Origin of the sequence: Priestia endophytica DSM 13796, assembly GCF_900115845.1 — a bacterium.
In the GTDB taxonomy this organism is placed as follows: domain Bacteria; phylum Bacillota; class Bacilli; order Bacillales; family Bacillaceae_H; genus Bacillus_I; species Bacillus_I endophytica.
Genome location: NZ_FOXX01000006.1, coordinates 179,925 through 205,236 on the forward strand (window position 1 = coordinate 179,925; position 25,312 = coordinate 205,236).

Consider the following 25,312-nt stretch of genomic DNA (forward strand, 5'->3'; position numbering starts at 1 on the left):
ACTTATACTCCTTTACTTTCTTGATTTACTTCATTAGTATAAGATAGTCAAGAATGGAAGAAAACAACTTTGTTAGATGATGTGACAAAGAAATAGTATTTTTAAAAAGAAAGATATAATTTTCTGAAGATTTTGTTATGTTTCTTGACATATAGTTTAAATATCTTAGAAAAAGGGCATAAAAAGAGATATCTCTATAAGAGAAGACATATTTTATAAAGGAAAGGAGGAGAGAAAAATGAAAAGTTCAACAATAATGAAATGGATTACAGGTGTATGTGAGGCATTGCTTGGTATCCCTTTTTTAGGAGGACTCTTTGTTCTCGCAAACGGTTGGGCTCCACTGCTGTTCATGGGAATTGTTCATTTAATTACCCTTCTTTTATCAGTAAGAGATAATGAAAACAAGTATGGAAGTATTTTTGGAATTATCGCTTCTGTTGTAGCATTAATCCCTGTTGTTGGAATGGTTATGCATATTATAAGTGCTTTAGTTTTATTTGTAGCAGCAATTCGCTCTCGTCGTAAAACTCAAGTTATGTAGAGATCTACATATGAAAGTGAGGAAAGGCAAGCAGAAATGCTTGCCTTTTTTATAGTGGGGAAAAGCGGAAAAACGAGTAAAAAAGGAACAATTTTTGCTTTTTCGACATTTAATGAATAAACTAGCGGTATTTGTCAATGTTAATAAGTGAACAAATTGTGAAAATTATGTGTCTAAAATATGAACTTTTTATTGAAACCTGTTCAATAATATGGTAATTTTAAAAAAAGGAGCTGATTTTCGTGAGATTAAAAAGAGGAAAAGGCCAAACAAACGAAATGACGGAAATGTGTAAACTGATCGCTTCTGGAGAACTTTTTGTTGGGGTGATTGTCTTTGGTTTAAGTTTTATTGCAAGCGATTACAACAAAGATCATATTCTCACAATGCTCGGATTAGGAATTATGGGAGCTGCAATGGCGATGTTTGGATTTGGTTTGTTTCTCGGATTAATGGATGGAATGAAAAACGAAAAAAAATTAGCGGCTGAGTACAAGCTGTCTCCGCTCAAACCAAGCCGCCATACATTAAAAGAGAAAAATCCTGACTGGAAACCATTGCCTTAAGCAATGGTCTTTTTTTTTTAGGAAGAAATTATTTCGGTGGAAATGGCAAGAGAAAAAATTCACAAGATAGCGTGCCTTTAAACAAGAAACTTTCGGTGTGGTTTCACGTATCGTTTAAGCTCAAACGTCAGCTGTTTTCTTATCGTTGTTTCCTCTGCAGCTTTAGCAATGTCCCTAGCGTCCGGGAAAATACCAAACTCGTTAAACCGAACGCGGATATTTCCTTGAAATAAGAGTTTGTCTTCTTCTGTTTTAACTATAGAAGAAACAGCTACTTCCTTTGTTCCTAAAGAGTCAACAATACGGGGATAAACGTCTGTAAGTTTAAATTTAAAAATATACTCCATTGTGATTTCCTCCTTTTTTATAGAAGAAAAGCTCCCTTCTTTTGAAGAGAGCTTTTAAGTTGCCTTTGGCGGCGGTGTCTCCTTGTTCTTTGAACGCAGTTTAATAAAACGAACAAGATTTAAAACAATTGTCTTACAAACCGCATAAACAGGTACAGCTAAAATCATACCGAGGATACCTGCTAAGTTTCCAGCAACAAGTAGCAAAATGATAATTGTAAGAGGGTGTGTGTCAAGCTTCTTCCCAATTACAAGAGGAGAAATGACGTTTCCATCAATTTGCTGAACAATAACTACTACGATGATGACAAAAATCGCTTTGGTTGGAGAATCCAAAAGAGCGACAATAAGAGCGGGAGCAATCCCGATGAACGGTCCTACATATGGGATGATATTTGTAAGTGCTGCAATAATCCCAAGAATAATAGCGTAAGGAAGACCAATAATTAAGTAACCAATAAAGGTTGCAAGCCCAACGAACAAACAAACAATCATTTGTCCTTGAATATATGTTGCAAGTGTTTGGTTTGTATCTTTTAAGATTTTTAATCCTTCACCACGATAGCTTGTCGGAACAAAATTCATCAATGCTTTTGGAAATTTATCGCCATCGCTAAGCATGTAGTACAGAATAAAAGGAACGGTAACAACAGTAAGTGTTACGTTTGTTAATACACTAAAAATAGTTGAAAAACTGTTTGATAAATGTTCAGGAAGTGATGATCCTACATTCAAGACCGTGTTTTGAATTTTTTCAATGGATACATAATCTTGTTCAACTACCCATTTAAATGCTTTTGAATTGGATAACTCATTGATGAATCCTTGCGCTTGGTTTATGTATTTCGGCATATTGTTGACTAGATCATTCACCTGACTTGAAAGAGAAGGGCCAATAAGTGAACTAACTAATGTAATCACACCGATAAATAAAACATAAAGAGCTAAAATGGCAAGCGCTTTTGGAAATTTAAGTTTTTGTAAAAAATGCACGATAGGGCGAAACAAAAAATACAAAAATCCTGAAACAAGAACAGGAAAAAATAAAGTAGATACAAAAATGACGATTGGATTAAAGATAAATGAAATTTTTGTACAAACAAAAATTAAAACAGCAATCATCAGTAATTCAAACGTCCAAAAATGAAGCTTTGATTTAAACAAAATCTTTCCTCCAATCACAAAGAATAAAAGGGACACCTCTTACTACTCGAAAATTTACCATTTTCCATAAATAGCGTCAATATTGAACATGTTTATCGTACAGTAAGAAATTTTACTACTCTCTATTATACCTTTTTTTAGAAGGAAACACAGAAAAACGAAAGAAGAAAAAGATGTTAGAAAAATAAAAATATTGAATATTTTATCATGATGAGTATATAATAAAACAAACCACTAACAATACTCATTTATGTGCAAATTACATGCATGTAGTTGAGTATTTTATTTTGTAAACAACGCAAACAGAAAAGAGGTCAAGCATCTCTTTTCTGTTTTTTTGTGGTTCATATTATTAAAAAAGAGAAGAAAATTCTATTTTCATCTCTTCTCATATATGGTATGATTACAATGTTTTTGTCGGCCCCGACTTTTCAGAAGAGGAAAGTCACTACAACTACAACTGAATATTGATAAAGGAGTGTTAGCATGAACACACTACGTAAACAATGGTTTGGGAATATTCGAGGAGATGTGTTAGCTGGCATTGTTGTAGCTCTTGCTTTGATACCAGAAGCTATTTCCTTCTCAATTATTGCAGGCGTTGATCCTATGGTAGGACTGTATGCATCTTTTACAATGGCAGTCACTATTTCTATTTTTGGCGGAAGACCCGGGATGATTTCCGCTGCCACAGGCGCAATGGCTCTCGTAATGGGAAGTTTAGTTTCTGACCACGGTTTTCAGTATTTATTAGCGGCTACAATTTTAACAGGAGTGCTTCAAATTTTATTTGGCGTTTTGAAACTAGCTCGCTTTATGAAGTTTGTACCGCGCTCAGTTATGATTGGATTTGTAAATGCATTAGCTATACTTATCTTTATGGCTCAACTTCCTCACTTTAAAGGGGAATCTTGGCCAATGTATGCTTTACTTATTGGTTCTTTAGCTATTATTTATCTTTTTCCGCGCGTTACTAAAGCAATTCCGTCTCCGCTTGTCGCAATTATTGTGATTACACTTGTAGCCGTATGGACACATGCAGATGTTCGTACTGTAGGAGACATGGGGACACTTACAAGCTCTCTTCCTGCCTTTTTCATACCAGACATTCCGTTGAATTTTGAAACGTTGAAAATCATTTTTCCTTATTCATTAGCACTTGCACTTGTAGGATTATTAGAATCGCTCTTAACGTCTCAAATTGTTGATGACATGACAGATACGGAGAGCAATAAAAATCAAGAGTGCAAAGGACAAGGTGTTGCAAATATTGTAACAGGATTTTTCGGAGGAATGGCAGGATGTGCGATGATTGGACAGTCTGTTATTAACGTGAAATCTGGTGGGCGCGGACGTTTATCTACGTTTGTTGCCGGGATGTTCCTTATGTTTCTTATTCTCGTATTGAGTAACGTTGTTGTTGAGATTCCGATGGCTGCGCTTGTCGGTGTGATGGTGATGGTATCTATAGGTACATTTGATTGGAGTTCACTAAAAGGAGTGACAAAAGTGCCGCTTACAGATTCAATTGTGATGGTTGTAACAGTCATTTCGGTTGTTGCTACACATAACTTATCAATTGGCGTAATCATAGGTGTAATATTAAGTGCCATCTTTTTCGCTGGGAAAATTTCTAAAGTCCATGTCAAAGAGAATTTTGGTGACAATGGAGAGAAAATCTATCATGTAGAAGGACAGCTTTTCTTCGTTTCGGTTACAGATTTTCAAAAATCGTTCGATTATAAAGAAGAGGTTCAAAATGTAACAATTGATCTAACAAATGCTCATATTTGGGATGACTCAGGAGCAGTGGCCCTTGACAAAGTTGTTCTAAAATTTCATGAGCAAGAAACAGACGTGAAGCTCGTTGGTTTAAATGAAGGAAGCGCAAACCTTCTGAAACGATTAGCTCCACAGCATAAACTATAAAAACTGTAGTTGTAGTTGATAGTTGGGTTGCGGAAAGTGACAAAACTCATAAAAAAGGATCCTTATATAAGGATCCTTTTTTTATCATATTATAAATTTGTCCTCTCATACACTGCAAAGAATGCAAAAATGAGGAGGGACTTTGATGTCATATGAAGATTATCAACATGAGTATTTGTCTGAAGAAGAAAGGTTAAAGATGACACCACAGCTTATAACGCTTGTCGATCCATATGTATATGAAGCACTTCAGTCTCTTGATGAAAAAGATGTTGTTATTGAAACAGCTCGTGGAACTGTCAGAGGAAAAGTGAAGAAAGTAAAGCCTGATCATGTTGTTGTAGAGGAAAAAGGAAAAGACTTTTATGTGCGCATTTGCCAAATCATTTGGATTATGCCTGACTGAAAAGGTCTGCCCTGACTTGTACAGTCAGGGTAGATTTATAATAGCGCTTTCATGCGTATAAATGGCAACTTACAAATTGCCCTGAACGAATTTCTCTTAGTAAAGGTTGTCTAGATTTGCAAGCTTCTTGAGCAAAAGGGCATCTTCTATAAAAAGGGCAACCGTTGGAAGGACATGATGAACTAGGAGGCGCTCCTTTTAAAACAATTCTTTCACGCTTATAAATCGAAGGAACTGTTGACATTAGAGCTTGCGTGTATGGATGGATCGGTTCTTCATATATTTGAGATACGGTTCCTTTTTCTACTATTCTTCCTTTATACATAACTGCCACTTGATCGCTAATGTAATAACTAGCATTTAAATTATCTGAAATAAAAAGATACGTAATTGCTCTTTTCTTTTTTATATGAGAGAGGATATTTAAAACCTGTGACTGTACAGATAAATCGAGTCCAGACAGGGGGTCATCTAAGATTACAAGCTTTGGTTGTAGTACCAATGCACAAGCAATGTTAACAAGCTGCCTCTCCCCGGGAGTTAATCCTTGGATAGGATGATAAGCTATATGAGCTAAGCCCATGCTATTAAGTAGGTGGGAAATAAGGCAATGTCCGTTCGTATTGCTACACATTTCGTGAGTTTCTAAAACTTTCTCTAACATTTTGAAAATGGTAGAGCGTTTGTTCCATTTAAAGCTTGCTTCTTTGTCTACATATTGAATATCCTTTTGCAATTTTTTATCTTTCTTTCGGACGAGTTTTGTAATATCTCTTCCTTCAAATAAGACTTTTCCAGTTGTAGGAACAAGTAGTTTGCCTATAATTCGTCCAAGTGTTGATTTGCCGCAGCCACTTTCACCAATCAAACTGAAGGTTTCTCCTTTCGAAATAGAGAAAGAGATGCCGTCCACTACTCGCAGGACAGAAGTATTATATAGTTTGTTTTTAATATAGTGTTTCTCCATATTATAAATCTCAATAAGTGAGGGGGATGTTTGCATAGGAAATCCTCCTTTTTGAATTTTTGATAAAAAAAGAGATACTGTAGAGAGGTAGGCGTCCTCTTCAGTATCTCCTCCGGTTGACCGGTTGAACTTTAAAGCTATATAAACTGATCGAATTAGTTGGTTTAAAAAGAAGGTACCTCACAATATCTTGATTGTCAAATGTTTATGCTTCTTTATGAAGAAAAAGTATAGTTTATTTTTGTATAGTTTAGTAAAAAAGGTTGACAGATAAATTTTCTTTTCTGTATATTATTATTCAAAGTTATTAAAGTTTATTATTCCGATTGTTTTTGTATGTATTGAATAGATTTTCAGGAGGGATAGGGATGACAAACTTTCAAAATCAACACTTAGACACAAAAGCTATTCATGCAGGGCAAGTTATTGATTCTACTACTTTTGCACGTGCGGTACCTATTTACCAGACATCGTCATTTTCGTTTCAAGATAGTGAGCATGCAGCTAGTTTGTTTGATTTAAGTGAAGAAGGATATGTTTATACGAGAATCATTAATCCAACTACAGATGTTTTTGAAAAAAGGGTGGCAGCTCTTGAGGGAGGCATAGGAGCATTAGGGGTTTCGTCAGGTCAGTCTGCAACCGCTTTTTCCATCTTAAACATTGCTTCTTCCGGGGATGAAATTGTTGCTTCGAGCAGCTTGTACGGTGGAACATATAATTTATTCTCAACGACGCTTTCCAAATTTGGGATTACCGTGAAGTTTGTTAACCCTGAGAATCCGGAGAATTTTAAGAAGGAGCTAACAGAGAAAACGAAGGCTATTTTTGCTGAGTCCGTAGGAAATCCAAAAGGAGATGTACTAGATATAGAGGCAGTAGCTACCATTGCTCACCACCATAAAATTCCTCTGATTGTTGATAATACTGTTCCAAGTCCTTATCTTCTTAGACCGATTGAGTTTGGGGCAGATATTGTAGTTCATTCTGCAACAAAGTTTATAGGAGGTCATGGAACAACGATTGGAGGCATTATTGTTGATAGTGGAAAATTTGACTGGGAAAAGAGTGGGAAGTTTCCAGATTTAACAAATCCTGATCCAAGTTATCATGGTTTAGTATACACGGAGGCTGCCGGTGAAGCGGCTTATATTACAAAAGCTCGTGTTCAGCTTTTAAGAGACTTAGGTTCAGCTCTTTCTCCTTTTAATTCTTTTTTGCTTTTACAAGGTTTAGAGACGTTGCATCTTCGACTGCAAAGACATAGTGAGAACGCTCTTCAAGTTGCTCGTTTTCTTGAAGGTCATGAATTAGTGGACTGGGTCAGCTATCCAGGACTTAGCAGTCATCCGACGAACAAATTAGCTAAAAAGTACCTTCCAAAAGGGCAAGGAGCAATCTTGACGTTCGGCATTAAAGGAGGTCGAAAAGCGGCGACAAAACTTATTGATTCTGTTCAGCTTTTTTCTCATTTAGCCAATATTGGTGATTCAAAGTCACTGATTATTCATCCTGCAAGTACAACACATCAGCAGCTTACAGAAGAAGAACAACAATTATCTGGCGTCACTCCAGAACTTATCCGTCTTTCAGTTGGAACAGAATTTATCGATGATATTTTAAAAGATTTAGATGATGCACTTAGATCAAGTCAATCCTAGCTATTTATTTTGTTTTATAACTGAGTTGACTTATAAGAATAGTAAGTATATACTGAAGAAAATTTAGGAGCCGATCGAGCAAACGAAGGTCCGACCAAAAAAGGGTTGGATTTTTTTTATTTTTAAAAAGAGGTGAGAAAAGCTGAAAAGGGACAGATGCTATTCTTCTTTGCATTAACCTTGTTCATCATTTCTTTTGATGATCACAAAGCAATGTTAGGAGGGAAAGAATGTTTAATCATAAAGAACACCTAGTACAACAATTACTTGAGCTTGGTATTTATAAAAAGGGTGAGTATCATCTTTATGAACTAAGCGTTTCAGAGCTTGAAGTAGAATATCGTAATCAGTTAAATAACGAAAAGCCAATTGGATAACCAAAGGCCTACTATTCACATAGTAGGCCTTTTTTGTTCAAAAAATAAAAGAGGTGAAAAGTTGATATACCCTGTTATAGATGGTGCAGAGTCTTTTTTTATAAAAGGTAACTCAGTTGGTCTTCTCCTTTCCCATGGATTTCTGGGAACACCTCAAAGTGTGAAGGACTTAGGAGAACAATTCGCTGAACTAGGTTATACGGTATATGCTCCTCGTTTAAAAGGTCATGGAACGCACTATAAAGATGTGGAGAAAGCAACTCATGAGGAATGGCTTTCTGATTTAGAAAAAGGATATAAACGTTTGAAAAGACATTGTTCAGTCATCTACGTAGTAGGTCAGTCAATGGGAGGAACGCTTGCTATTTTGTTGGCAAACAAACAGCAAGGAATAGATGGGCTTATCCTTATCAATGCAGCATTATTTGTGCCAAGTTATGAATCACTAAGAAATCAAATAACTCCTCGCTATATAGAGGAAAGTAAACCTGATATTAAAAAACAAGGTGTAGTTGAAATAACATACAGTAAGGTTCCACTTCGGTCCATTCATCAACTTCAACGTTTAATGAACAAAATTACAGTTGAGGAGCTAAGGAACGTAAAGATTCCTCTTTTAAGCTTTAAGTCCTTAGAAGATCACGTTGTTCCTCCAGAAAATACTGACTATATCATGCAGCATGTAAGTTCGTTAAAGAAGAGGTCAATTTCTTTGAGTGATTCCTTTCATGTTGCATCAATGGATAATGATAAAAACAAAATCATTAGAAAAACGCATGCTTATATACAAGAAAACCTACAAGGAACAGAAATATCAGTCTAAAGCAAATCACCAAGAGCTCTCACATGATGAGCATTTGAGAGAGCTAGATTCTACTTTTTGAAATGAAGGAGAACCATTATAAAACGATATAGGATTGAGAAGAGGGAGAAAAAATCATGAAGAAAAAGTACCTTTTTATCTTTTTAAGTTTGTTCCTGTTTATCCTTTCAGCTTGTTCATCATCTTCTGGTGAATCTTTACAGAAAGAAGAAAACCAACAAAATCAATCCGTCACTCTAAGGATTGGAGCTTCTTCAACTCCGCACGCAGAAATTCTTGAATTTATAAAGCCAACTCTTAAGAAGGAAGGAATCAATCTAGATATTCAAACGATTACAGATGGAATTCAAACAAATGAAAGCACAGCAAATGGAGAGCTTGATGCTAACTTTTTTCAACATACGCCTTTTTTAAAACAAACGAATAAAGATAGTGGCTTAAACCTCGTTAAAGTGAAAGGAATCCATATTGAACCTTTTGGTGTATATTCTAAAAAAGTGAACTCAATTAAAAATTTGAAAAAAGGAGCGAGTATTGCTCTTCCGAACGATCCTGTTAATTTCTCACGCGCGTTAGAGCTCTTTGATGCGAACCAAATAATCGAACTTGATAAGGGAGATGCTCAGAATAAACAATTTACGTTAGAAGATATTAAAAAAAATCCACGAGAGTTAGAGTTTATCAAAGTCGATGGGCCCCTGCTTCCTCGTTCATTAGACGATGTTGATGCAGCAGCTATTAATACAAATTATGCTTTAGAAGCCAAGCTCAATCCGAAAGAAGATGCCCTAATAATAGAAGATGATCATTCTCCATATGTAAATATTTTAGTTTCTCGTCAGAATAATAAAGACGCTGATTCTATTCAAAAACTAGCTAAAGCGTTAACAACGGAAGAAGTTCAAACGTTTATTAACGAGCATTATAAAGGAGCCGTAGTGCCCGTTTTTTAAGAAAAAAGAATAGCCGGGCAGCTTAAATGAAACTTAAAGCGATACATGACAAAATTTATCATTAATGGGGGAGAGCATGTTGATTCAATTTAGAAACGTCTCAAAAACTTTTCATACCAAGTCTAGGAAAATTCAAGCTTTACACAATATCAATTTAACGATTGAAAAAGGAGATATATTTGGGGTTATTGGTCATAGCGGGGCTGGTAAAAGCACGCTTATCCGGACGGTAAACTTATTAGAACAACCAACAAAAGGTGAAATTATTGTGAACGGAAAAAACTTAGTTCATTTATCAGAAAGAGAAATGCGGGATGCAAAGAAAAATATTGGCATGATTTTTCAACATTTTAACTTGCTAGAATCCAAAACCATTTTTGATAATGTGGCTTTACCTCTTCGCCTAATAAAGGCTTCAAAAGCCTTTATTGCAGAACGAGTGAAAGAGCTTTTAACATTTGTAGGGTTAGAAGATAAAGTCCATCACTATCCAAACCAATTATCAGGAGGACAGAAGCAGCGTGTCGGGATTGCAAGAGCGCTTGCAACAAATCCGTCAATTCTCTTGTGTGATGAAGCAACATCTGCTTTAGATCCTGAAACAACGCTTTCTGTCCTACAGTTACTAAAACAAATTAATAGGCAATACGGCATTACAATTCTCATGATTACTCATCAAATGGATGTTGTCAAACAAATTTGTAATAGAGTAGGAGTAATGCATAACGGAGAGCTTATTGAAGAAGGACGAATTATTGAGGTATTTTCAAATCCCCAAAACCCTATTACGGAGAATTTTGTAAAAACCGTTATAAAAGATGATGTGCCAGAAAGGGTGTTTGATTACTTGAAGTCAAAAAACGATAGTCGCGTTTACAGAATTCGCTTTGTTGGAGAATCTACAGGACAGCCGATTATATCAGAAATTGCCAAAGCATTTACTGTTCATATTAACATTTTATTTGGAAATATTACAGAGTTGCAAAACGTTCCTTTTGGGCATTTAATTGTAGAATTTCAAGGAGATGTGAATGAAATACAGCGTGCTTATGAACACATTTCAGCCCAAAATATCGTCATTAAGGAGGTTGGGTAGGAAATGGAAGTAAGTACAGAATTGATTTTACAATCACTATGGGAAACCTTATATATGGTCAGTATATCTCTTGTCTGCGGCTCGCTCATCGGTATTCCGCTAGGAGTTTTATTAGTCGTAACAAGAAAAGGTCACATTTTGGAAAATCAATTTATTTTTTCTATCTTAAATCCTATCGTGAATATTCTTCGGTCTATTCCCTTTATTATTTTACTAATAGCTATCATTCCTTTTACTAGATTACTAGTGGGGACTTCCATTGGCACAACGGCAGCCATTGTGCCGCTTGTTCTTCATATTGGCCCCTACATGTCAAGGCTTGTAGAAAATTCACTATTAGAAGTTGATAAAGGAATTATTGAATCTGCCAAATCAATGGGAGCGACGCCTTTACAGATTATTTATCATTTTCTTTTTCCAGAAGCGTTTGGCTCTATTGTTCTAAGTATTACAACCGTGACCATCGGCTTGGTTGGTGCAACGGCAATGGCGGGCGCAGTTGGCGGAGGAGGGTTAGGCGATTTAGCAATTACATACGGCTATCAGCGTTTTAGCACCATTACAATTGTAGTAACCGTTGTGATTTTAGTCGTTCTCGTGCAACTTATTCAAATGTTAGGTCACTTTTTTGAACGAAAATTAAGAAGAGCGTAGGAGGAAGAAGGATGAAAAAAGGTCTCGGATGGATCATGGTATTTCTGCTGTGCATAGGAATCTTGAGCGGCTGTCAAGAAAAGACGACTAGCACTTCAGAACAAACGATTAAAGTAGGCATACGGACTTCAGAGTTGAAAACGTGGGAGTTTATTAAATCGAAAGCAAAAGAAGAAGGATTAAACATTGATATCGTGACTTTTACTGCAGGTGTGGATCCTAACCAGGCTCTCTCAGAAGGGGACATTGACGTTAATGCGTTTCAGCATGTTGCGTACTTAGATACGTTTAATGAAAAGAATCATACTGATATTGTCCCAATTGGCACAACCATTATCGCACCGCTAGGTCTTTACTCTAATAAATATAAAGATTTAAAACAGCTTCCAAATGGAGCAAAGATTGCTGTACCTAATGATCAATCGAATTGGGGAAGAGCTTTAGTGCTTCTGCAGGAAGCAAATTTACTAAAAGTTGTAGATGATTTTGATGGAAATGGGGGGGAAGACAAAATTAAGAAAAATCCTAAAAACCTAGAAATTATTCCGGTTGACTCAGCAACTACCCCGCGCGTAATGGAAGACGTTGACGCTTCTATCATTAATAATGGGGTAGCTGTTGAAGCAGGACTAGGATTAAAGGATGCTCTTGTTCATGAAAGCAAAACGGCTAAACCGTATATTAACGTTATTGCGGCAAGGAAAGAAGATCAAAATAATGAAACATACAAAAAGCTTGTTCACCTTTATCAAAGTGACGAGGTTGCTGATTATATAGAAAAGACGTTTAATGGAAACTATTTGCCTACTTTTATTCCCTTAAAAGAGCTTAAAAGTTAAGAAAAGAGAAGGGGTGGAGGAAAGCTCAAGATTTTAACGAAGGAGGAAGATCGTTTATGAGCAAAAAACAGATGAAGTTGGCAGCTTATCTTGTTGGAACAGGAATGCATGTTGCCTCGTGGAAGCATCCAAAAGCAAATCCGAAAGCAAGCATAGATGTTGAACATTATAAACAATTAGCCCGCGTTGCTGAAAACGGGAAATTTGATATTGCTTTTATTGCAGACAGCTTGGCGATTAATGAACAATCTCACCCTAATATTTTAAATCGATTTGATCCAATTGTTTTAATTACAGCCCTAGCAGAAGCTACGTCTAAAATTGGAATTGTTGCAACTGCCTCAACTACGTATAGCGAACCATATATTTTGGCTCGCCAGTTTGCTTCTGTTGATCATATAAGCAGAGGTCGCGCTGGGTGGAACCTTGTGACGACAGGTGATGCTACAGGAGCTACGGCTCAAAATTTTGGTCGAGAAACTCATGAAGAACACGACGTTCGTTATGAGCGGGCAGAAGAATTTATTGACGTTGTGCAAGGACTTTGGGATTCATGGGAAGACGATGCATTTGTATTGGATAAAGAAAAGGGGACGTTTTTTAATGAAGAAAAAATGCATCAACTAAACTATAAAGGAACATTCTTTTCTGTTCGTGGACCGCTCAATATTGCAAGATCTGTACAAGGTCAACCTGTAATCGTTCAAGCCGGCTCTTCTCCTTCAGGTCAACGTCTTGCCGCTCGCACAGCGGAAGTAGTTTTTATCCATAAAGATAGCAAAGAAGAAGCAAAAAAGTATTATCGAAGCTTAAAAAGTCAGATGAAAACATTTAACCGTCATCCTGAGAGTTTGTCCATTCTTCAAGGTATATCACCAATTATTGGCCGGACAGAAGCGGAAGCTAACGAAAAGTATACTGAACTACAGCATCTTCTTTCACCTTACGAAGGGCTGCAATTTTTATCAGGATATATGGGGAATATTGATTTTACAAAATACCCTTTAAATATGCTAGCATCAGAGATTAGTTTCCCGAAAGTAAACGGGATTCAAAGTCAGTTTGATGAAATGAAACGTATTATGAAAGAAGAAAAATTAACCGTTGGAGATTTATACTATCGTTTTGTTGGAGCGGGAAGGAAGGATGCATTTGTAGGCACGCCTCAACAAATTGCTGATGAAATGGAGAGATGGGTAGAAGAAGGAGCTGCTGACGGATTTATGCTTCAATGCCCCTTACTTCCCGAAGGATTAGAAGATTTTGTTCAATATGTTGTGCCTCTTCTTCAAGAGAAAGGGATATACCGTCATGAATATGAAGGAACAACGCTAAGAGAACATTTAGGCCTTAGAAAACCCAAGAATCGATACGATTGTTCAATATATAAAGGGAGCTCATGAAAAATGAGAACGATTTTGAAATAAAATCATACTATACCTATAGAAATTAATTGATTAAAAATATTTGTTCTTTGTGAATTTTTAAACTGCATGTTTTATCGTTACTTTGCTTAAAAGGAGCAGATAGTATGACCATTTTCCAAAGTGTCCACGACCTCATTGGCCGAACACCTCTTTTAGAAATCACGCATTTTTCTCTTCCTTCAGGTGTTCAGTTATTTGCAAAACTTGAATATTTCAATCCAGGAGGAAGTGTGAAAGACCGTCTTGGTCAGCATCTTCTTCAAGAGGCGTTTGAGAGAGGCCTAGTACAAAGCGGTGGAACCATTATTGAACCAACTGCAGGTAATACAGGAATTGGGTTGGCTCTCGCTGCCATTCATAAAGAAGTGAACGTGATTTTTTGCGTACCGGAGAAGTTTAGTGTAGAAAAACAGGAACTAATGAAAGCGCTAGGAGCTACTGTAGTGAATACCCCAACAAGACTTGGAATGAAAGGAGCCATTCATAAAGCGCAGGAGTTATTAAAGGAAATTCCAAATTCATATGCTCCGCAGCAGTTTGCAAATGATCAAAATCCTGAAACCTATTACAAAACATTAGGACCAGAAATATGGAACGAGTTTGGCGGGGACATTGATGTATTTGTTGCTGGAGCAGGCACAGGTGGAACTTTTATGGGAACGGCTAAGTACTTAAAAGAACAAAAGAAAGAAGTTAAAACAGTTATTGTAGAACCTACAGGCTCTATTCTAAACGGAGGAGAGCCTGGTCCTCATAAAACAGAAGGAATTGGGATGGAATTTCTTCCTTCATATATGAATCCTTCTTATTTTGATGCTGTTCATACAGTAGAAGATCATCATGCTTTTACAATGGTTAAAGAGTTAGCTCGTAAAGAAGGATTGTTTGTTGGAAGTTCATCTGGCGCCGCTTTTTATGCGGCATTACAAGAAAGTAAAAAGGCAAGTCAGGGATCAAACATTGTAGTGATTTTCCCTGATTCAAGCGAACGCTATTTAAGTCAGCACATATATGGAGGAGAGTAGAATGAGGAAGAAAACAAAGCTTATTCACGGTGGGATCTCGACTGACAAAGAAACAGGAGCAGTTTCTATTCCTATATACCATTCAAGTACGTATAAACAAGAAGAACCAGGTGAGCCGAAGGAATATGAGTATGCTCGAACAGGAAATCCAACGCGTTTTGCTGTAGAAGAACTGATTAAAGATTTAGAAGAAGGAGAAAGAGGCTTTGCATTTAGTTCAGGAATGGCTGCCATAACATCTGTTGTTCTCCTGTTTCAAAAAGGAGATCATTTTCTTTTAAGTGATGATGTATACGGAGGCTCTTTTCGGGTCATTACGAAAGTGTTAAGTCGCTTTGGCATTGAGGCGACATTCGTAGATACAAGTAAGGTTGAAAACATAGAGCCAGCGATTAAAAAAAATACGAAGGCCATCTTTATTGAAACACCAACAAACCCGTTACTAAAGATTACAAATATAAAAGAAGCGGCTGCAATTGCCAAGCGCTATAACCTTCTTACGATTGTAGATAACACGTTTAGTACGCCTTATTGGCAAAATCCGCTTACGCTTGGAGCTGACATTGTCCTTCATAGTGCAACAAAATATCTTGGTGGACATAGTGATGTTGTAGCAGGGTTAGCCGTGGTGAATAATAAGAAACTAGGAGATGATCTACATTTCGTTCAAAACTCAACAGGAGCCATACTTAGTCCACATGATTCATGGCTTCTTATGAGAGGCATAAAAACACTTGGCATTCGGATGGAAGAACATGAGCAAAACGCAAGGGAGATTGTAGACTTTTTAGTTCAACATAAAGAAGTGAAGAACGTGTACTATCCTGGTCTTTCTTCTCATCCAAATCATTCAATAGCTGTAACCCAAGCGCGAGGATTTGGTGGAATGATTTCGTTTGAAGTAGAGTCAGAGGAAAAAGCACGAGCGATCGTGAAGAAAACCAAATATTTCACACTTGCTGAAAGTCTTGGTGCTGTTGAGAGCTTAATTTCGATTCCAGCCCTTATGACTCATGCTTCAATTCCAAAAGAAAGACGTGAACAATTAGGCATTACAGATGGATTAATCCGTATTTCAGTAGGTCTTGAAGATAAAGATGACTTAATAGAAGACTTGAAAGAAGCCTTATCTTTTCAATAATGTAAAAAAAGACAAAGATATCTTTGTCTTTTTTTTGTGGGAGCAGAGAGCTTTTTCGTTATTTCCGTTCATAACGTTGACATGCTTTATAAAGGCCTATATAATACAGAACGGACTTTATAAGATACGGTAAAACGTTAGACAGCAAGAGAAAGGAGGAACCATATGAAAACTGTTTATAAAGATCTTTTACTCATTATAGTTGGATCTCTTCTTGTTGCAGCTTCTATTGATTTTTTTGTTGTCCCGAATAAGCTTGGAGATGGAAGTTCTGTTGGAATTGCTCTTGTACTTTATTATCTTTTTCATATCCCAACAAGCGTTAGTACCTTTGTTGTTAACATTGTGTTTATTGCTATTTCAGCTAAGTTTTTGACGAAAAGAACAATTGCTTACACGGTGTTAGGAGCCTTTATGACGTCTGTGTTCCTGAGCCTCGTTGCTTTTATTCCATTTAAAGTAGAAGATATGATTTTAGGTATTGTATTCGGAGCACTTTTAATGGGGGCTGGGCTTGCCCTTATTTTTATTGCAGATGGTTCTACGGGAGGAACAACACTTCTTGCCTATTTGCTGAACTATACAAAAGGCTACAATATTTCTAAAAGTATGTTTTATATGGATAGCTTAATTATCTTGGCATCTGTTTTCGCAATTGGTGTACACAATACGCTTTATACGTTCATTTTTGTTTATTTGTGCGCTAAGATTGTGAACATTTTTATCGAAGGATTTCATAATAAAAAAGCTGTGACGATTATGTCTGCAAAACACGAAGAAATTGCAAATTACGTAACGAAAAATTGTGGACATGCTGCTACTATTTTTTATGGATACGGTTTTTATGAAAATAAAAACAAGCATATTATCTATACGGTTATTAAAAAGAACGAACTGTTAAAAGTAAAGCGAAATGTAACCAAAATAGATCCTCAATCTTTCATTGTGATTCATGATGTAAAAGAAGTTGTAGGAGGCAAATTTGGATTTATAAGCTCTTCTGCGAAATGAACAAAAAGCTTTTAAGGTGAATGATTATCTTCATCTTAAAGGCTTTTTTGTTTTGATGGGAAGCAGGAAATAAGAAAAAACAATAGGTGAATGAGACAATCCCTTCTTAGCATACAACGTAATAGACAGCATTGTTGTCATAAGGAGGGTACAACTATGATCAAACGAATAGATAAGCTGCTTATCGATTTACCCAAATCCGTACATCCAGATGCTAATGCTGCTGCTGCTGTGCAGGAGCTTTTAGGCGGAAAATTTGGCGAGATGTCAACGCTTAATACCTATATGTTTCAATCTTTTAACTTTCGTCATAAAAAGAAGTTCCGTCCTTTTTATGAACTTATTGCAAGTATCACAGCGGAAGAATTTGGGCATGTTGAGCTTGTCTCAAATGCAATTAATTTGATGATTGAAGGAACAACATTCCCGGAAGATCCAGATCTTGCTCCAATGAGGGAGGCAAAGGATAAACGAAACACGCAGCATTTTATTAGAACAGCTCAAACGGCATTTCCTGCTAATTCAATGGGTCTGCCATGGACAGGTGATTATATTGAAACAAGTGGGAATTTAATCTTTGATCTTCTGCACAACTTTTTTCTTGAATGTGGAGCACGCACGCATAAAATGCGTGTATACGAAATGACAGATCATCCTGTTGCGCGGGAAATGATTGGATATCTGCTTGTACGAGGTACAACACATGCGGTTGCTTATGCAAAAGCGCTTCAAGTTGCAACAGGTGTTGATGTAACAAAATTGCTTCCAATTCCAGAACTCGAAAATAAGCGTTTTGATAGCGCTCGAAAATTTGAAGAGCAAAATGTTCATACGAAACTATACACATTTAGCGATGCAGATTATAAGCAAATAGCAAAAATATGGAGAGGACCTCATCCATCAGATGGAAAGCCTGTACAAGTTGTAGAGGGAACGCCAAGAGGAGGAACAATTCCAGATTTAGAACCCATTACAGAAGAGTTTGCACCAGGTGTTTCAGAAGAAGACTTTATGAAAATATTAGCTCGTTTAAAAAGCTCTGCTGGCATATAGCATGTTGTCCCCATTTAAAATGGGGACTTTTTTGTAGAAAAAGTACTGTTTCTTTTTGAGAAAGCAGCTTATTGTTATACTTTGAAAGCATACTGAACGAAATAACTAATACAAAAAAGTAGGAAGGGTTCGATATAGCAGGAATAGAGAGAAGAAAAATAAAGAGATCCTTCATCATCTCAAGTACCTACATGAAACAGCATAAAAAGGAGAATCTAGGATGAAGCGTAAAATTAAAATAAGCGGTACTGGTGCTTATCTTCCGGAGATGGTTGTAGACGCAGAGGAAATGGATGAGCTTATTGGAGATATCATCATCTTCATTGTTCTGTTATTTTTAACGCAAAAAGAAAACCCTTTCACAAAAAGTGTTTCTAGCCTATTCTTAATACATGAGAAGGGGGATTGAAAATGGGGAAAGAGATCTCTATGCAACATGGTGCAGAATGGTGGAAAGCCGTTGCTCACTGTATTCATGATGGAATTCTTGTTATTGATAAGCATGAAATTGTAAGAATGATTAACCCAGAATACACGAAAATTACAGGTGTCACACAACATATTATTGGAAAACCGCTCAGTGCATATAGACGTGGTGCTAAGCTTCCACAAACGTTAAAGGATGGGAAAATAAGAGCAGGAGTGTATAGAAAAACAGAAGACCGAGAATATATGGTGGATATGGCTCCTATTATATTGGATGGAGAAGTTGTAGGAGCTGTTTCAGTTTGTAAAAGCTTAACAGAAGTAGATAAGCTTTCTCAGGAATTAAAAAGGCAAAGAGAAAAGGTTGAAACATTAAAAAGTCGGATGAATAGAGCTTATGAAGCAAAGTATACGTTTGAAGATATTATGGGTAAGAGTGATAAGGTGAAAAAAGCCATTTCTATTGCTGAAAAGGCTTCAGCATCCTCTTTTCCTGTGCTTATAACAGGGGAGAGTGGAACAGGAAAAGAGCTATTTGCCCAAAGTATTCATAATAAAAGTGAGCGAAGTGGACGAGCATTTGTTCCTGTAAATTGTGCAGCCATTCCATCTTCATTGCTAGAAAGCGAGCTTTTTGGATACGGAGAAGGAGCATTCACAAATGCGAAAAAAAACGGCAAGCCAGGGCTTTTCGAAGTAGCGCATGAAGGCACACTATTTCTAGATGAAATAGGTGATATGCCCTCAAGCCTGCAGGCTAAGCTTCTTCGCGTTTTACAAGAGAAAAAGCTTCGAAGAGTAGGAGAAACAAAAGAGCGAGAAATAGATGTGAGAATTATTGCTGCGACACACCGTAATATCGAACAGCTTGTGCACAAAAACCATTTTAGAGAAGATTTATTTTATCGATTAAACGTTATTCGCATTGAAGTTCCTCCTTTACGAGAGCGAAAAGAAGATATTTCTATACTTATTGAATCTCAAGCTTCTGAATTTACTTCGTACATTTTTGAGGAGGAAGCTGTTCGTGTCTTAAGAAGCTATGAGTGGCCAGGAAATATTAGAGAGTTAAAAAATACTGTAGACTATGCTACTTGTATGGCGGATAACGAATACATTACAGTAGAAAACTTACCCTCATTTATTGTAAAGAAAGGAGAAAAAAATAAAGAAGAAAGTGAAACATTGCAAGAAATGATAAGAAGAAGAGAAAAAGAATATATTCAAAAAGCATTAAGTACATGTGGACACGATATTAAAGGAAAGAAAAAAGCAGCGGAGGTATTAGGCATCTCTCTTGCTACTTTGTACAACAAGTTAAAGAAGCTTAACATGTGAGATTTCTAAAAGGTTAGAAAGCATTCTAACCTTTTAGAAATCTTTTCTTTTTCTCTTTTTATAAAGGAAATTCATTTTAGAGCGAGGAGAAAAGTTCTAGAAATTTAGAAAAGCTAAGGAAAGCGCTTTCTAATTAAATTTACCGTTAGAAAATTTCTTTTCTTTAAAAACAGCTGTTTTTAAAGAAAGCAACATTAAAAATGATCAGGTTGGCATGCATCTTGCACTATATAAAGCAAGAAAGGATGGAGAGGAAAGGAGAAAAAAAATGAAAAGAACTCACTTTAAAAAGTTTTTTATAGCTAGTACAGCTGCTTGTTGTTTTTTCTGTATGTCTGAAAATACAAAAGCACAAAGATTTATCGATGGAGCTCATAGTGTCACAGTAGAACAATTTAACGGAAAAAATGGGAACTGGCTTACAACTAAGAATCCTGATCAGCTTCAAAAAGCAGGAGGATTATCAGGTGCCACATTGTGGGGAGTGAAAGAAGATGAGACAGGATTTTACCGCTACTACAGTCCAAAAGAGGTGAAAGGAAAAGAAATTCGGGGAGCGTTTGGAGATGCTCGTTTTGTTATTCGAGTTCCTAGGGACTGGAATGGAAAGCTTGTTGTTTCAGCTCCAGGAGGAAATGCGAGTGAAATGTCTAATGATCTTCTCTTCAGTGATTATGTGTTAGAAAAAGGATATGCCTATGCCTCAACAGATAAAGGAACATTTGGTGGAGACAATGCGCTTGTTTCAAAAGACGACTCTCTAGCAGAATGGCATATGAGATTTCGGCAATTAACGAAAGCCGCTCAGTCGTATTTATCAGAGCATTATAAAAGTAAACTTATTGCTCCTCAAGCTGAAGGGGCAGGGAAGCTTGTTTCATTAAAGCATCCTATCCCAACATATGCTGTTGGTTACTCTAATGGTGGATATGTTGTACGCTATGCGCTTGAGCATGATAATGAAAAAAATCCTCTCTTTGATGGTGGAGTTGATATGGCAGGAGTGTTATGGAGAGCAAATGAACCAAACTTGATCACCTCTTATACACAAATTGTTCAACATGCAGGAGATGCTCTTTACGGGGAAGGCAAGAAGAAAGAAAAAGCCATTGAAGGGATGTATGAAGCAGGTCTTCCTAGCGGAACAGAAAACTACTGGTTTTATTCAGATCAGCATAAATGGTTCAATACGTTAAATAGATATCGAGATGAGCTAGATCCAACAGCTAAGAAAACAATACCGTGGCAGCAGTATACAAACTATGATCAATTTGGGCTGCGCAACAGGTCCAATGATTATATTTTTAACAGCTATCATTTTGATAAAAGACCAGACTATGTGAAAAAAACGGTGAAAGAAATTGAGAATACAGGAGAAATCAAAGCACCGCTTATTACTGTCTTTGGAACATGGGACGCTGTTTTATTCCCTGATATTCATGCTTATCCGTATGAAAATCTTGTTAAAAACAGTGGAAACGATGATTATCGTCTTTATATGATTGAAAAAGGTGCGCATTCTGATGCTCTTGTACGTAGTGAATATGATATCCAAAAAGATAGACAGCCGCTTGCTCCTTATGTTCATCAGAGCTTTGACCTTGTTGTTGAATGGGTAGAGAACGGTCAAAAGCCACCAAGAAGCAAAAAAATCGCTACACCTCAAAATAGACTCAAAGTAGAAAGCATTCAAACGGGAAAGGAAATAGAACCTTATTAGCCGAAAAAAGATAGGGGGGGAAAGCATGATCGCATTGTTAGGTTTATTAACAATCGGAACTTTTCTTTTTCTCATTATGACAAAACGGGTTTCTGTTTTAGTTTCTTTAGTACTTGTGCCAATTTTGTTTGGCTTAATTGGAGGATTTGGCCGTGACTTAGGAAATATGATGCTAGAGGGGCTTATCCAAGTGGCCCCAACGGGAATTATGATTGTTTTCGCTATTTTATACTTCGGCTTAATGCTTGATGCAGGACTGTTTGATCCAATGATTGCAAAAATAGTGGCTGTCGTAAAAGGTGATCCCTTAAAGATTGTAATAGGAACAGCTTTGCTGACACTAGTTGTCCATCTAGACGGAGACGGAGCAGCAACATTCATGATTACGATTTCAGCGCTTTTACCTATCTATAAAAAATTGAACATGAATCCTCTTATTCTATCAGGAGTTGTAGGCTTAGCTGCAGGAGTTATGAACATGACGCCATGGGGAGGACCAACGGCAAGGGCAATGGCAACACTTGATGCCGAGGCTTCAGATATCTTTACTCCTATTATTCCAGCAATGCTTGGAGGAATGGTTTGGGTCCTATTTGTTGCTTATATATTAGGGAAAAAGGAACAGAGAAGACTTGGGGTTTTAAAAATCGATGAAGATTATAAAATGCTGTCAGAACAAGCAGCAGCTGTTGATGAAAGTGCAAAACGCCCTAATTTGTTTTGGTTCAATGTTTTATTAACTTTAGCTTTGCTAGTTTCTCTTATTGTTGAACTGCTTCCAATGCCTGTTTTATTTCTTGTGGCCTTTGTTGTTGCCTTGTTTATTAACTATCCGCATCCAAAAGAACAGCAAGAAAGGCTTACAAATCATGCAAGCAATATTCTTGTTGTTTGTACAATGATTTTCGCTGCAGGTATTTTCACAGGAGTTTTGACAGGAACCAAAATGATTGAAGAGATGTCTTTATCACTTGTCTCTATTATTCCAGATTCACTTGGGGGGTATCTTCCTGTTCTTGTTGCTGTAACCAGTATGCCACTCAGTTTAATTTTCACTCCTGATGCGTATTATTTCGGGGTTTTACCCATTTTGAGTGAAACTGCTGCAAGCTTTGGAGTGAACTCGCATGAAATTGGAAGAGCAGCTATTTTAGGACAAATGACAACAGGATTTCCGCTTAGTCCTCTAACGGCATCTACTTTCATTCTTATTGGACTAACAGGAGTAAGCCTAGTTGATCATCAGAAATTTATTTTTAAATGGGCTTTTGGTACAACGCTTGTTATGACTGTTCTCGCTCTTTTCACAGGAGCTATTTCTATTTGAGGTGATAAATATGTTAAGAATCGGATCTGGAGCGGGGTTCTCAGGAGATCGGTTAGAACCTGCGCTTTTATTAGCACAAAGTGGGAAGTTAGACTATCTTATTTTAGAATGTTTAGCAGAACGCACGATTGCTCTTGCTCAAAAGCGGAAGCAAAAAAATGAAAGAGAAGGGTATGATCTTCTTTTAGAAAAAAGAATAGAGCTTCTTTTACCTTCGCTTCACAAACATAACGTTCGTCTTATTACAAATATGGGTGCTGCAAATCCCATTGAAGCTGCAAAAAAAGTAGTTGAGATTGCCAAAAAACTTAATATTCCTGTGAAAGTAGCAGCTGTAACTGGTGACGATGTTTTTCACAGCATTGATTTGACAACACCTTCTTTAGAAACAAATGAGCCGTTGTACTCGTATCAAAAAATTGTATCTGCTAATGCATACATTGGTATAGAGGGAATTATCTCTGCTTTAGAGACGGATGCGGACATCATTGTCACAGGTAGAGCTGCTGATCCTTCCCTTTTTTTAGCTCCTATTGTGCATCACTATGGTTGGTCATTGACAGATTACAATAAGCTTGGGCATGGAACAGTTATTGGTCACTTGCTTGAGTGTGGAGGGCAAGTTGCAGGAGGATATTTTGCGGATCCTGTTAAAAAGCCAGTACGGAACCTTGATACGTTAGGGTTTCCGTATGCAGAAATTGAAAAAGACGGAAGGGCAGTTATTAGAAAGTTAGAGGGAACAGGAGGGGAAATAAATTTAGCAACGGTGAAGGAACAGCTTCTTTATGAAGTACTAAATCCATATGAATATGTAACTCCTGATGTATGTGCTGATTTTACTTCTGTCCATTTAGAACAAGTGGAAAAAGATGCTGTTCTTGTTCACGGAGGGAGTGGAAGCGAGAAGCCCAAAAATTTAAAAGTGAGTGTTGGCTATCATGCCGGTTTCATTGGGGAAGGGGAAATTTCATATGGCGGAGAGCATGCACTTAAACGAGCGGAACTTGCAGGAGAAGTGATAGGAAGACGTCTAAATGATTGTTTTTCAGATCTTCAAATCGATTATATCGGCTGTTCTTCGCTGCACTACTCCTCATTTAATCATAGAAATCAACCATATGAAGTGAGGATGCGAGTTGCAGGAAGGACAGATACGCTAGAGAAGGCAAGGTTAATAGGAGAAGAAGTTGAAGCTCTCTATACGAACGGACCTGCTGGTGGTGGAGGAGCTAGAAAATATGCTTATGATGTTATTGGGATTGTGTCATCTTTTATACCTCGAGATAAAGTAAAGCTAAGTATAACAGTAGAGGAGCATATTACACATGAAAAAACTATATGATATCGCTCATAGTCGAGCAGGCGATAAAGGGAACACGCTTATGCTTTCCCTTATCCCTTACAACGAACAAGATTATCATTTGCTTTGTGAAAAGATAACAGCAGAAAAAGTGAGAAAACATTTAGAAGGAATTGTAGAAGGTGAGGTTATCAGATATGAACTCCCTAATATTTCGGCTTTACAATTTGTATGCTATAACGCTATGCGCGGCGGGGTAACAACATCATTAAGCATTGATACACATGGAAAGAGCCTTAGCTATGCTCTATTGGAAATGAAAGTTGACGTGTAAGAAAGTCCTGCCTTGTAGGCAGGATTCTCTTACAAAATATTAAAATCTGTCACAAGAGAAACAACATGTCCTTTTTCATCAATCCCCCAATAGGAGGCATAAAATCCATCTCCATATCCAGAAGAGAAGATTAGCGCATTAAGGTTATGTTCTTCATCAAGGATTAAATTTCCCCACATATCATTATTTTCTTCAAGCTTCTCTTCTAGAACGTCATCATAGAAGCTAATAAAGTCATCTCCAAGCTCGTTAATTTTCTTTCTTTCGAGCTCCTCCATCTTTAGTACAGCACTTCCATCAGCAAAACAGCTTAAACCTGTATCAACAGGATGACCAAAAATCATATTTTTCTCAAGATTTTTAATATGTTGACCAGGTTTTGTTGCCATTTCAAAGCGAACTGGCTTTTGATTTGAAAACGTAATAAGAGATCCGGCGACAGAGTTTTCTTTATCTAATAGTAAAGAAACAGGATATGAGCCAGGTTGAATATTTTTTTGGAAAGGTGTACTTTCCTCAAAAAAATTAGGATCACATGCAACTACATTTCCAGATATAATGGTAATGTTCTCGATAGATTGATAGTGTAAGTTTTCTTCTTCATGAAGAAGAAAAGAAAGCAGCTTTTGCACCTATTTTCATCCTTTCTAAGCCAATAGTCTTTCTTAGTATAACAGCAAACAAGAAAAGAAATTTCAACTCTATACGTTTTTAGTGAAAATAGTACTAAAAAAGTGTTTGCAAGCGCAATCATTATGTTGTATACTAAGTTCATAGACAAGGATTGTTACTGTTCGGCAGGCAAAACCTGAATTCATTAGAGTGTTATAGTCTTCTATAATGCTGTCATGAGTTCGGGTTTTTTTGTTAGCGAACAAAAT

26 protein-coding genes are annotated in these 25,312 nt (G+C 36.9%); 22 read left to right on the plus strand and 4 right to left on the minus strand.

Going from position 1 to position 25,312, the window contains the following annotated elements:
- Window positions 1–238: 238 nt before the first annotated feature.
- Window positions 239–544, plus strand: coding sequence for a hypothetical protein (locus BM012_RS13195; protein ID WP_061805401.1), 306 nt, complete (start codon window positions 239–241; stop codon window positions 542–544).
- Window positions 545–786: 242 nt separating this feature from the next.
- The gene (locus BM012_RS27190) at window positions 787–1,110 is read left to right on the plus strand and encodes a hypothetical protein (protein WP_064505023.1); all 324 of its coding nucleotides are present in this window, start codon (window positions 787–789) and stop codon (window positions 1,108–1,110) included.
- 77 nt (window positions 1,111–1,187) lie between these two features.
- On the opposite strand, the gene BM012_RS13205 is transcribed toward BM012_RS27190, so the two are convergent.
- Both BM012_RS13205 and BM012_RS13210 read right to left on the minus strand, forming a co-directional pair.
- Window positions 1,188–1,457 carry a hypothetical protein gene (locus BM012_RS13205; protein WP_061805402.1) on the minus strand — a complete coding sequence of 90 codons (270 nt, stop codon included), beginning with the start codon at window positions 1,455–1,457 and terminating at the stop codon, window positions 1,188–1,190.
- Window positions 1,458–1,511: 54 nt separating this feature from the next.
- Entirely contained in the window at window positions 1,512–2,621 is a 1,110-nt protein-coding gene (locus BM012_RS13210) for an AI-2E family transporter (protein WP_061805403.1), read from the minus strand.
- A gap of 486 nt (window positions 2,622–3,107) precedes the next feature.
- Here BM012_RS13210 and BM012_RS13215 point away from each other — a divergent pair, with 486 nt between their 5' ends.
- Window positions 3,108–4,550 (plus strand): SulP family inorganic anion transporter, encoded by a 1,443-nt coding sequence (locus BM012_RS13215; protein ID WP_061805404.1) that lies wholly within the window; start codon window positions 3,108–3,110, stop codon window positions 4,548–4,550.
- 145 nt (window positions 4,551–4,695) lie between these two features.
- Window positions 4,696–4,956 carry a YuzF family protein gene (locus tag BM012_RS13220; protein ID WP_019392167.1) on the plus strand — a complete coding sequence of 87 codons (261 nt, stop codon included), beginning with the start codon at window positions 4,696–4,698 and terminating at the stop codon, window positions 4,954–4,956.
- Window positions 4,957–5,005: 49 nt separating this feature from the next.
- On the opposite strand, the gene BM012_RS13225 is transcribed toward BM012_RS13220, so the two are convergent.
- The gene (locus tag BM012_RS13225) at window positions 5,006–5,959 is read right to left on the minus strand and encodes an oligopeptide/dipeptide ABC transporter ATP-binding protein (RefSeq protein ID WP_061805405.1); all 954 of its coding nucleotides are present in this window, start codon (window positions 5,957–5,959) and stop codon (window positions 5,006–5,008) included.
- Between the two features lie 332 nt (window positions 5,960–6,291).
- Between BM012_RS13225 and BM012_RS13230 the strand changes: the two genes are divergently transcribed.
- From BM012_RS13230 to BM012_RS13315, 18 genes are all read left to right on the plus strand, one after another.
- Window positions 6,292–7,584 (plus strand): homocysteine synthase, encoded by a 1,293-nt coding sequence (locus BM012_RS13230; RefSeq protein ID WP_061805406.1) that lies wholly within the window; start codon window positions 6,292–6,294, stop codon window positions 7,582–7,584.
- A 230-nt stretch (window positions 7,585–7,814) separates the two neighbouring features.
- A complete protein-coding gene (locus tag BM012_RS13235) occupies window positions 7,815–7,961 on the plus strand; it encodes a Fur-regulated basic protein FbpA (protein WP_074842827.1) in 147 nt (48 codons plus the stop codon).
- A gap of 61 nt (window positions 7,962–8,022) precedes the next feature.
- The gene (locus BM012_RS13240) at window positions 8,023–8,784 is read left to right on the plus strand and encodes an alpha/beta hydrolase (RefSeq protein WP_061805407.1); all 762 of its coding nucleotides are present in this window, start codon (window positions 8,023–8,025) and stop codon (window positions 8,782–8,784) included.
- Window positions 8,785–8,900: 116 nt separating this feature from the next.
- Window positions 8,901–9,737 (plus strand): MetQ/NlpA family ABC transporter substrate-binding protein, encoded by an 837-nt coding sequence (locus BM012_RS13245; protein WP_061805408.1) that lies wholly within the window; start codon window positions 8,901–8,903, stop codon window positions 9,735–9,737.
- Between the two features lie 79 nt (window positions 9,738–9,816).
- On the plus strand, window positions 9,817–10,833 hold the full coding sequence (locus BM012_RS13250; RefSeq protein ID WP_061805506.1) for a methionine ABC transporter ATP-binding protein: 1,017 nt from the start codon (window positions 9,817–9,819) through the stop codon (window positions 10,831–10,833).
- Between the two features lie 3 nt (window positions 10,834–10,836).
- Window positions 10,837–11,487: a methionine ABC transporter permease gene (locus tag BM012_RS13255; protein WP_061805409.1), complete on the plus strand. Its 651-nt coding sequence runs from the start codon at window positions 10,837–10,839 to the stop codon at window positions 11,485–11,487.
- 11 nt (window positions 11,488–11,498) lie between these two features.
- Entirely contained in the window at window positions 11,499–12,326 is an 828-nt protein-coding gene (locus BM012_RS13260; RefSeq protein ID WP_061805410.1) for a MetQ/NlpA family ABC transporter substrate-binding protein, read from the plus strand.
- A 56-nt stretch (window positions 12,327–12,382) separates the two neighbouring features.
- Window positions 12,383–13,729 carry an LLM class flavin-dependent oxidoreductase gene (locus BM012_RS13265; RefSeq protein ID WP_061805411.1) on the plus strand — a complete coding sequence of 449 codons (1,347 nt, stop codon included), beginning with the start codon at window positions 12,383–12,385 and terminating at the stop codon, window positions 13,727–13,729.
- A 128-nt stretch (window positions 13,730–13,857) separates the two neighbouring features.
- A complete protein-coding gene (locus tag BM012_RS13270) occupies window positions 13,858–14,778 on the plus strand; it encodes a PLP-dependent cysteine synthase family protein (RefSeq protein ID WP_061805412.1) in 921 nt (306 codons plus the stop codon).
- Window position 14,779: 1 nt separating this feature from the next.
- Window positions 14,780–15,919 (plus strand): bifunctional cystathionine gamma-lyase/homocysteine desulfhydrase, encoded by a 1,140-nt coding sequence (locus BM012_RS13275; protein ID WP_061805413.1) that lies wholly within the window; start codon window positions 14,780–14,782, stop codon window positions 15,917–15,919.
- Between the two features lie 165 nt (window positions 15,920–16,084).
- Complete coding sequence (locus BM012_RS13280; protein ID WP_061805414.1) at window positions 16,085–16,930, plus strand: YitT family protein; 846 nt, start codon at window positions 16,085–16,087, stop codon at window positions 16,928–16,930.
- 156 nt (window positions 16,931–17,086) lie between these two features.
- Window positions 17,087–17,983, plus strand: a complete 897-nt coding sequence (locus tag BM012_RS13285; protein ID WP_061805415.1) for a manganese catalase family protein — start codon at window positions 17,087–17,089, stop codon at window positions 17,981–17,983.
- A gap of 220 nt (window positions 17,984–18,203) precedes the next feature.
- Window positions 18,204–18,392 carry a hypothetical protein gene (locus tag BM012_RS13290; RefSeq protein ID WP_061805416.1) on the plus strand — a complete coding sequence of 63 codons (189 nt, stop codon included), beginning with the start codon at window positions 18,204–18,206 and terminating at the stop codon, window positions 18,390–18,392.
- A 2-nt stretch (window positions 18,393–18,394) separates the two neighbouring features.
- Window positions 18,395–19,747 (plus strand): sigma-54 interaction domain-containing protein, encoded by a 1,353-nt coding sequence (locus BM012_RS13295; protein WP_061805417.1) that lies wholly within the window; start codon window positions 18,395–18,397, stop codon window positions 19,745–19,747.
- Between the two features lie 268 nt (window positions 19,748–20,015).
- A complete protein-coding gene (locus tag BM012_RS13300) occupies window positions 20,016–21,467 on the plus strand; it encodes an alpha/beta hydrolase domain-containing protein (RefSeq protein WP_082802625.1) in 1,452 nt (483 codons plus the stop codon).
- Window positions 21,468–21,492: 25 nt separating this feature from the next.
- The gene (locus tag BM012_RS13305) at window positions 21,493–22,794 is read left to right on the plus strand and encodes a CitMHS family transporter (RefSeq protein WP_061805418.1); all 1,302 of its coding nucleotides are present in this window, start codon (window positions 21,493–21,495) and stop codon (window positions 22,792–22,794) included.
- A 10-nt stretch (window positions 22,795–22,804) separates the two neighbouring features.
- Window positions 22,805–24,139, plus strand: a complete 1,335-nt coding sequence (locus BM012_RS13310; RefSeq protein ID WP_061805419.1) for an acyclic terpene utilization AtuA family protein — start codon at window positions 22,805–22,807, stop codon at window positions 24,137–24,139.
- Complete coding sequence (locus BM012_RS13315) at window positions 24,123–24,431, plus strand: AtuA-related protein (protein WP_061805420.1); 309 nt, start codon at window positions 24,123–24,125, stop codon at window positions 24,429–24,431. The genes BM012_RS13310 and BM012_RS13315 overlap by 17 nt, the downstream gene beginning before the upstream one ends.
- Before the next feature lie 29 nt (window positions 24,432–24,460).
- Here the strand turns inward: BM012_RS13315 and BM012_RS13320 are convergent, their stop codons facing one another.
- Window positions 24,461–25,063: a DUF4241 domain-containing protein gene (locus BM012_RS13320; protein WP_061805421.1), complete on the minus strand. Its 603-nt coding sequence runs from the start codon at window positions 25,061–25,063 to the stop codon at window positions 24,461–24,463.
- Window positions 25,064–25,312: the final 249 nt, after the last annotated feature.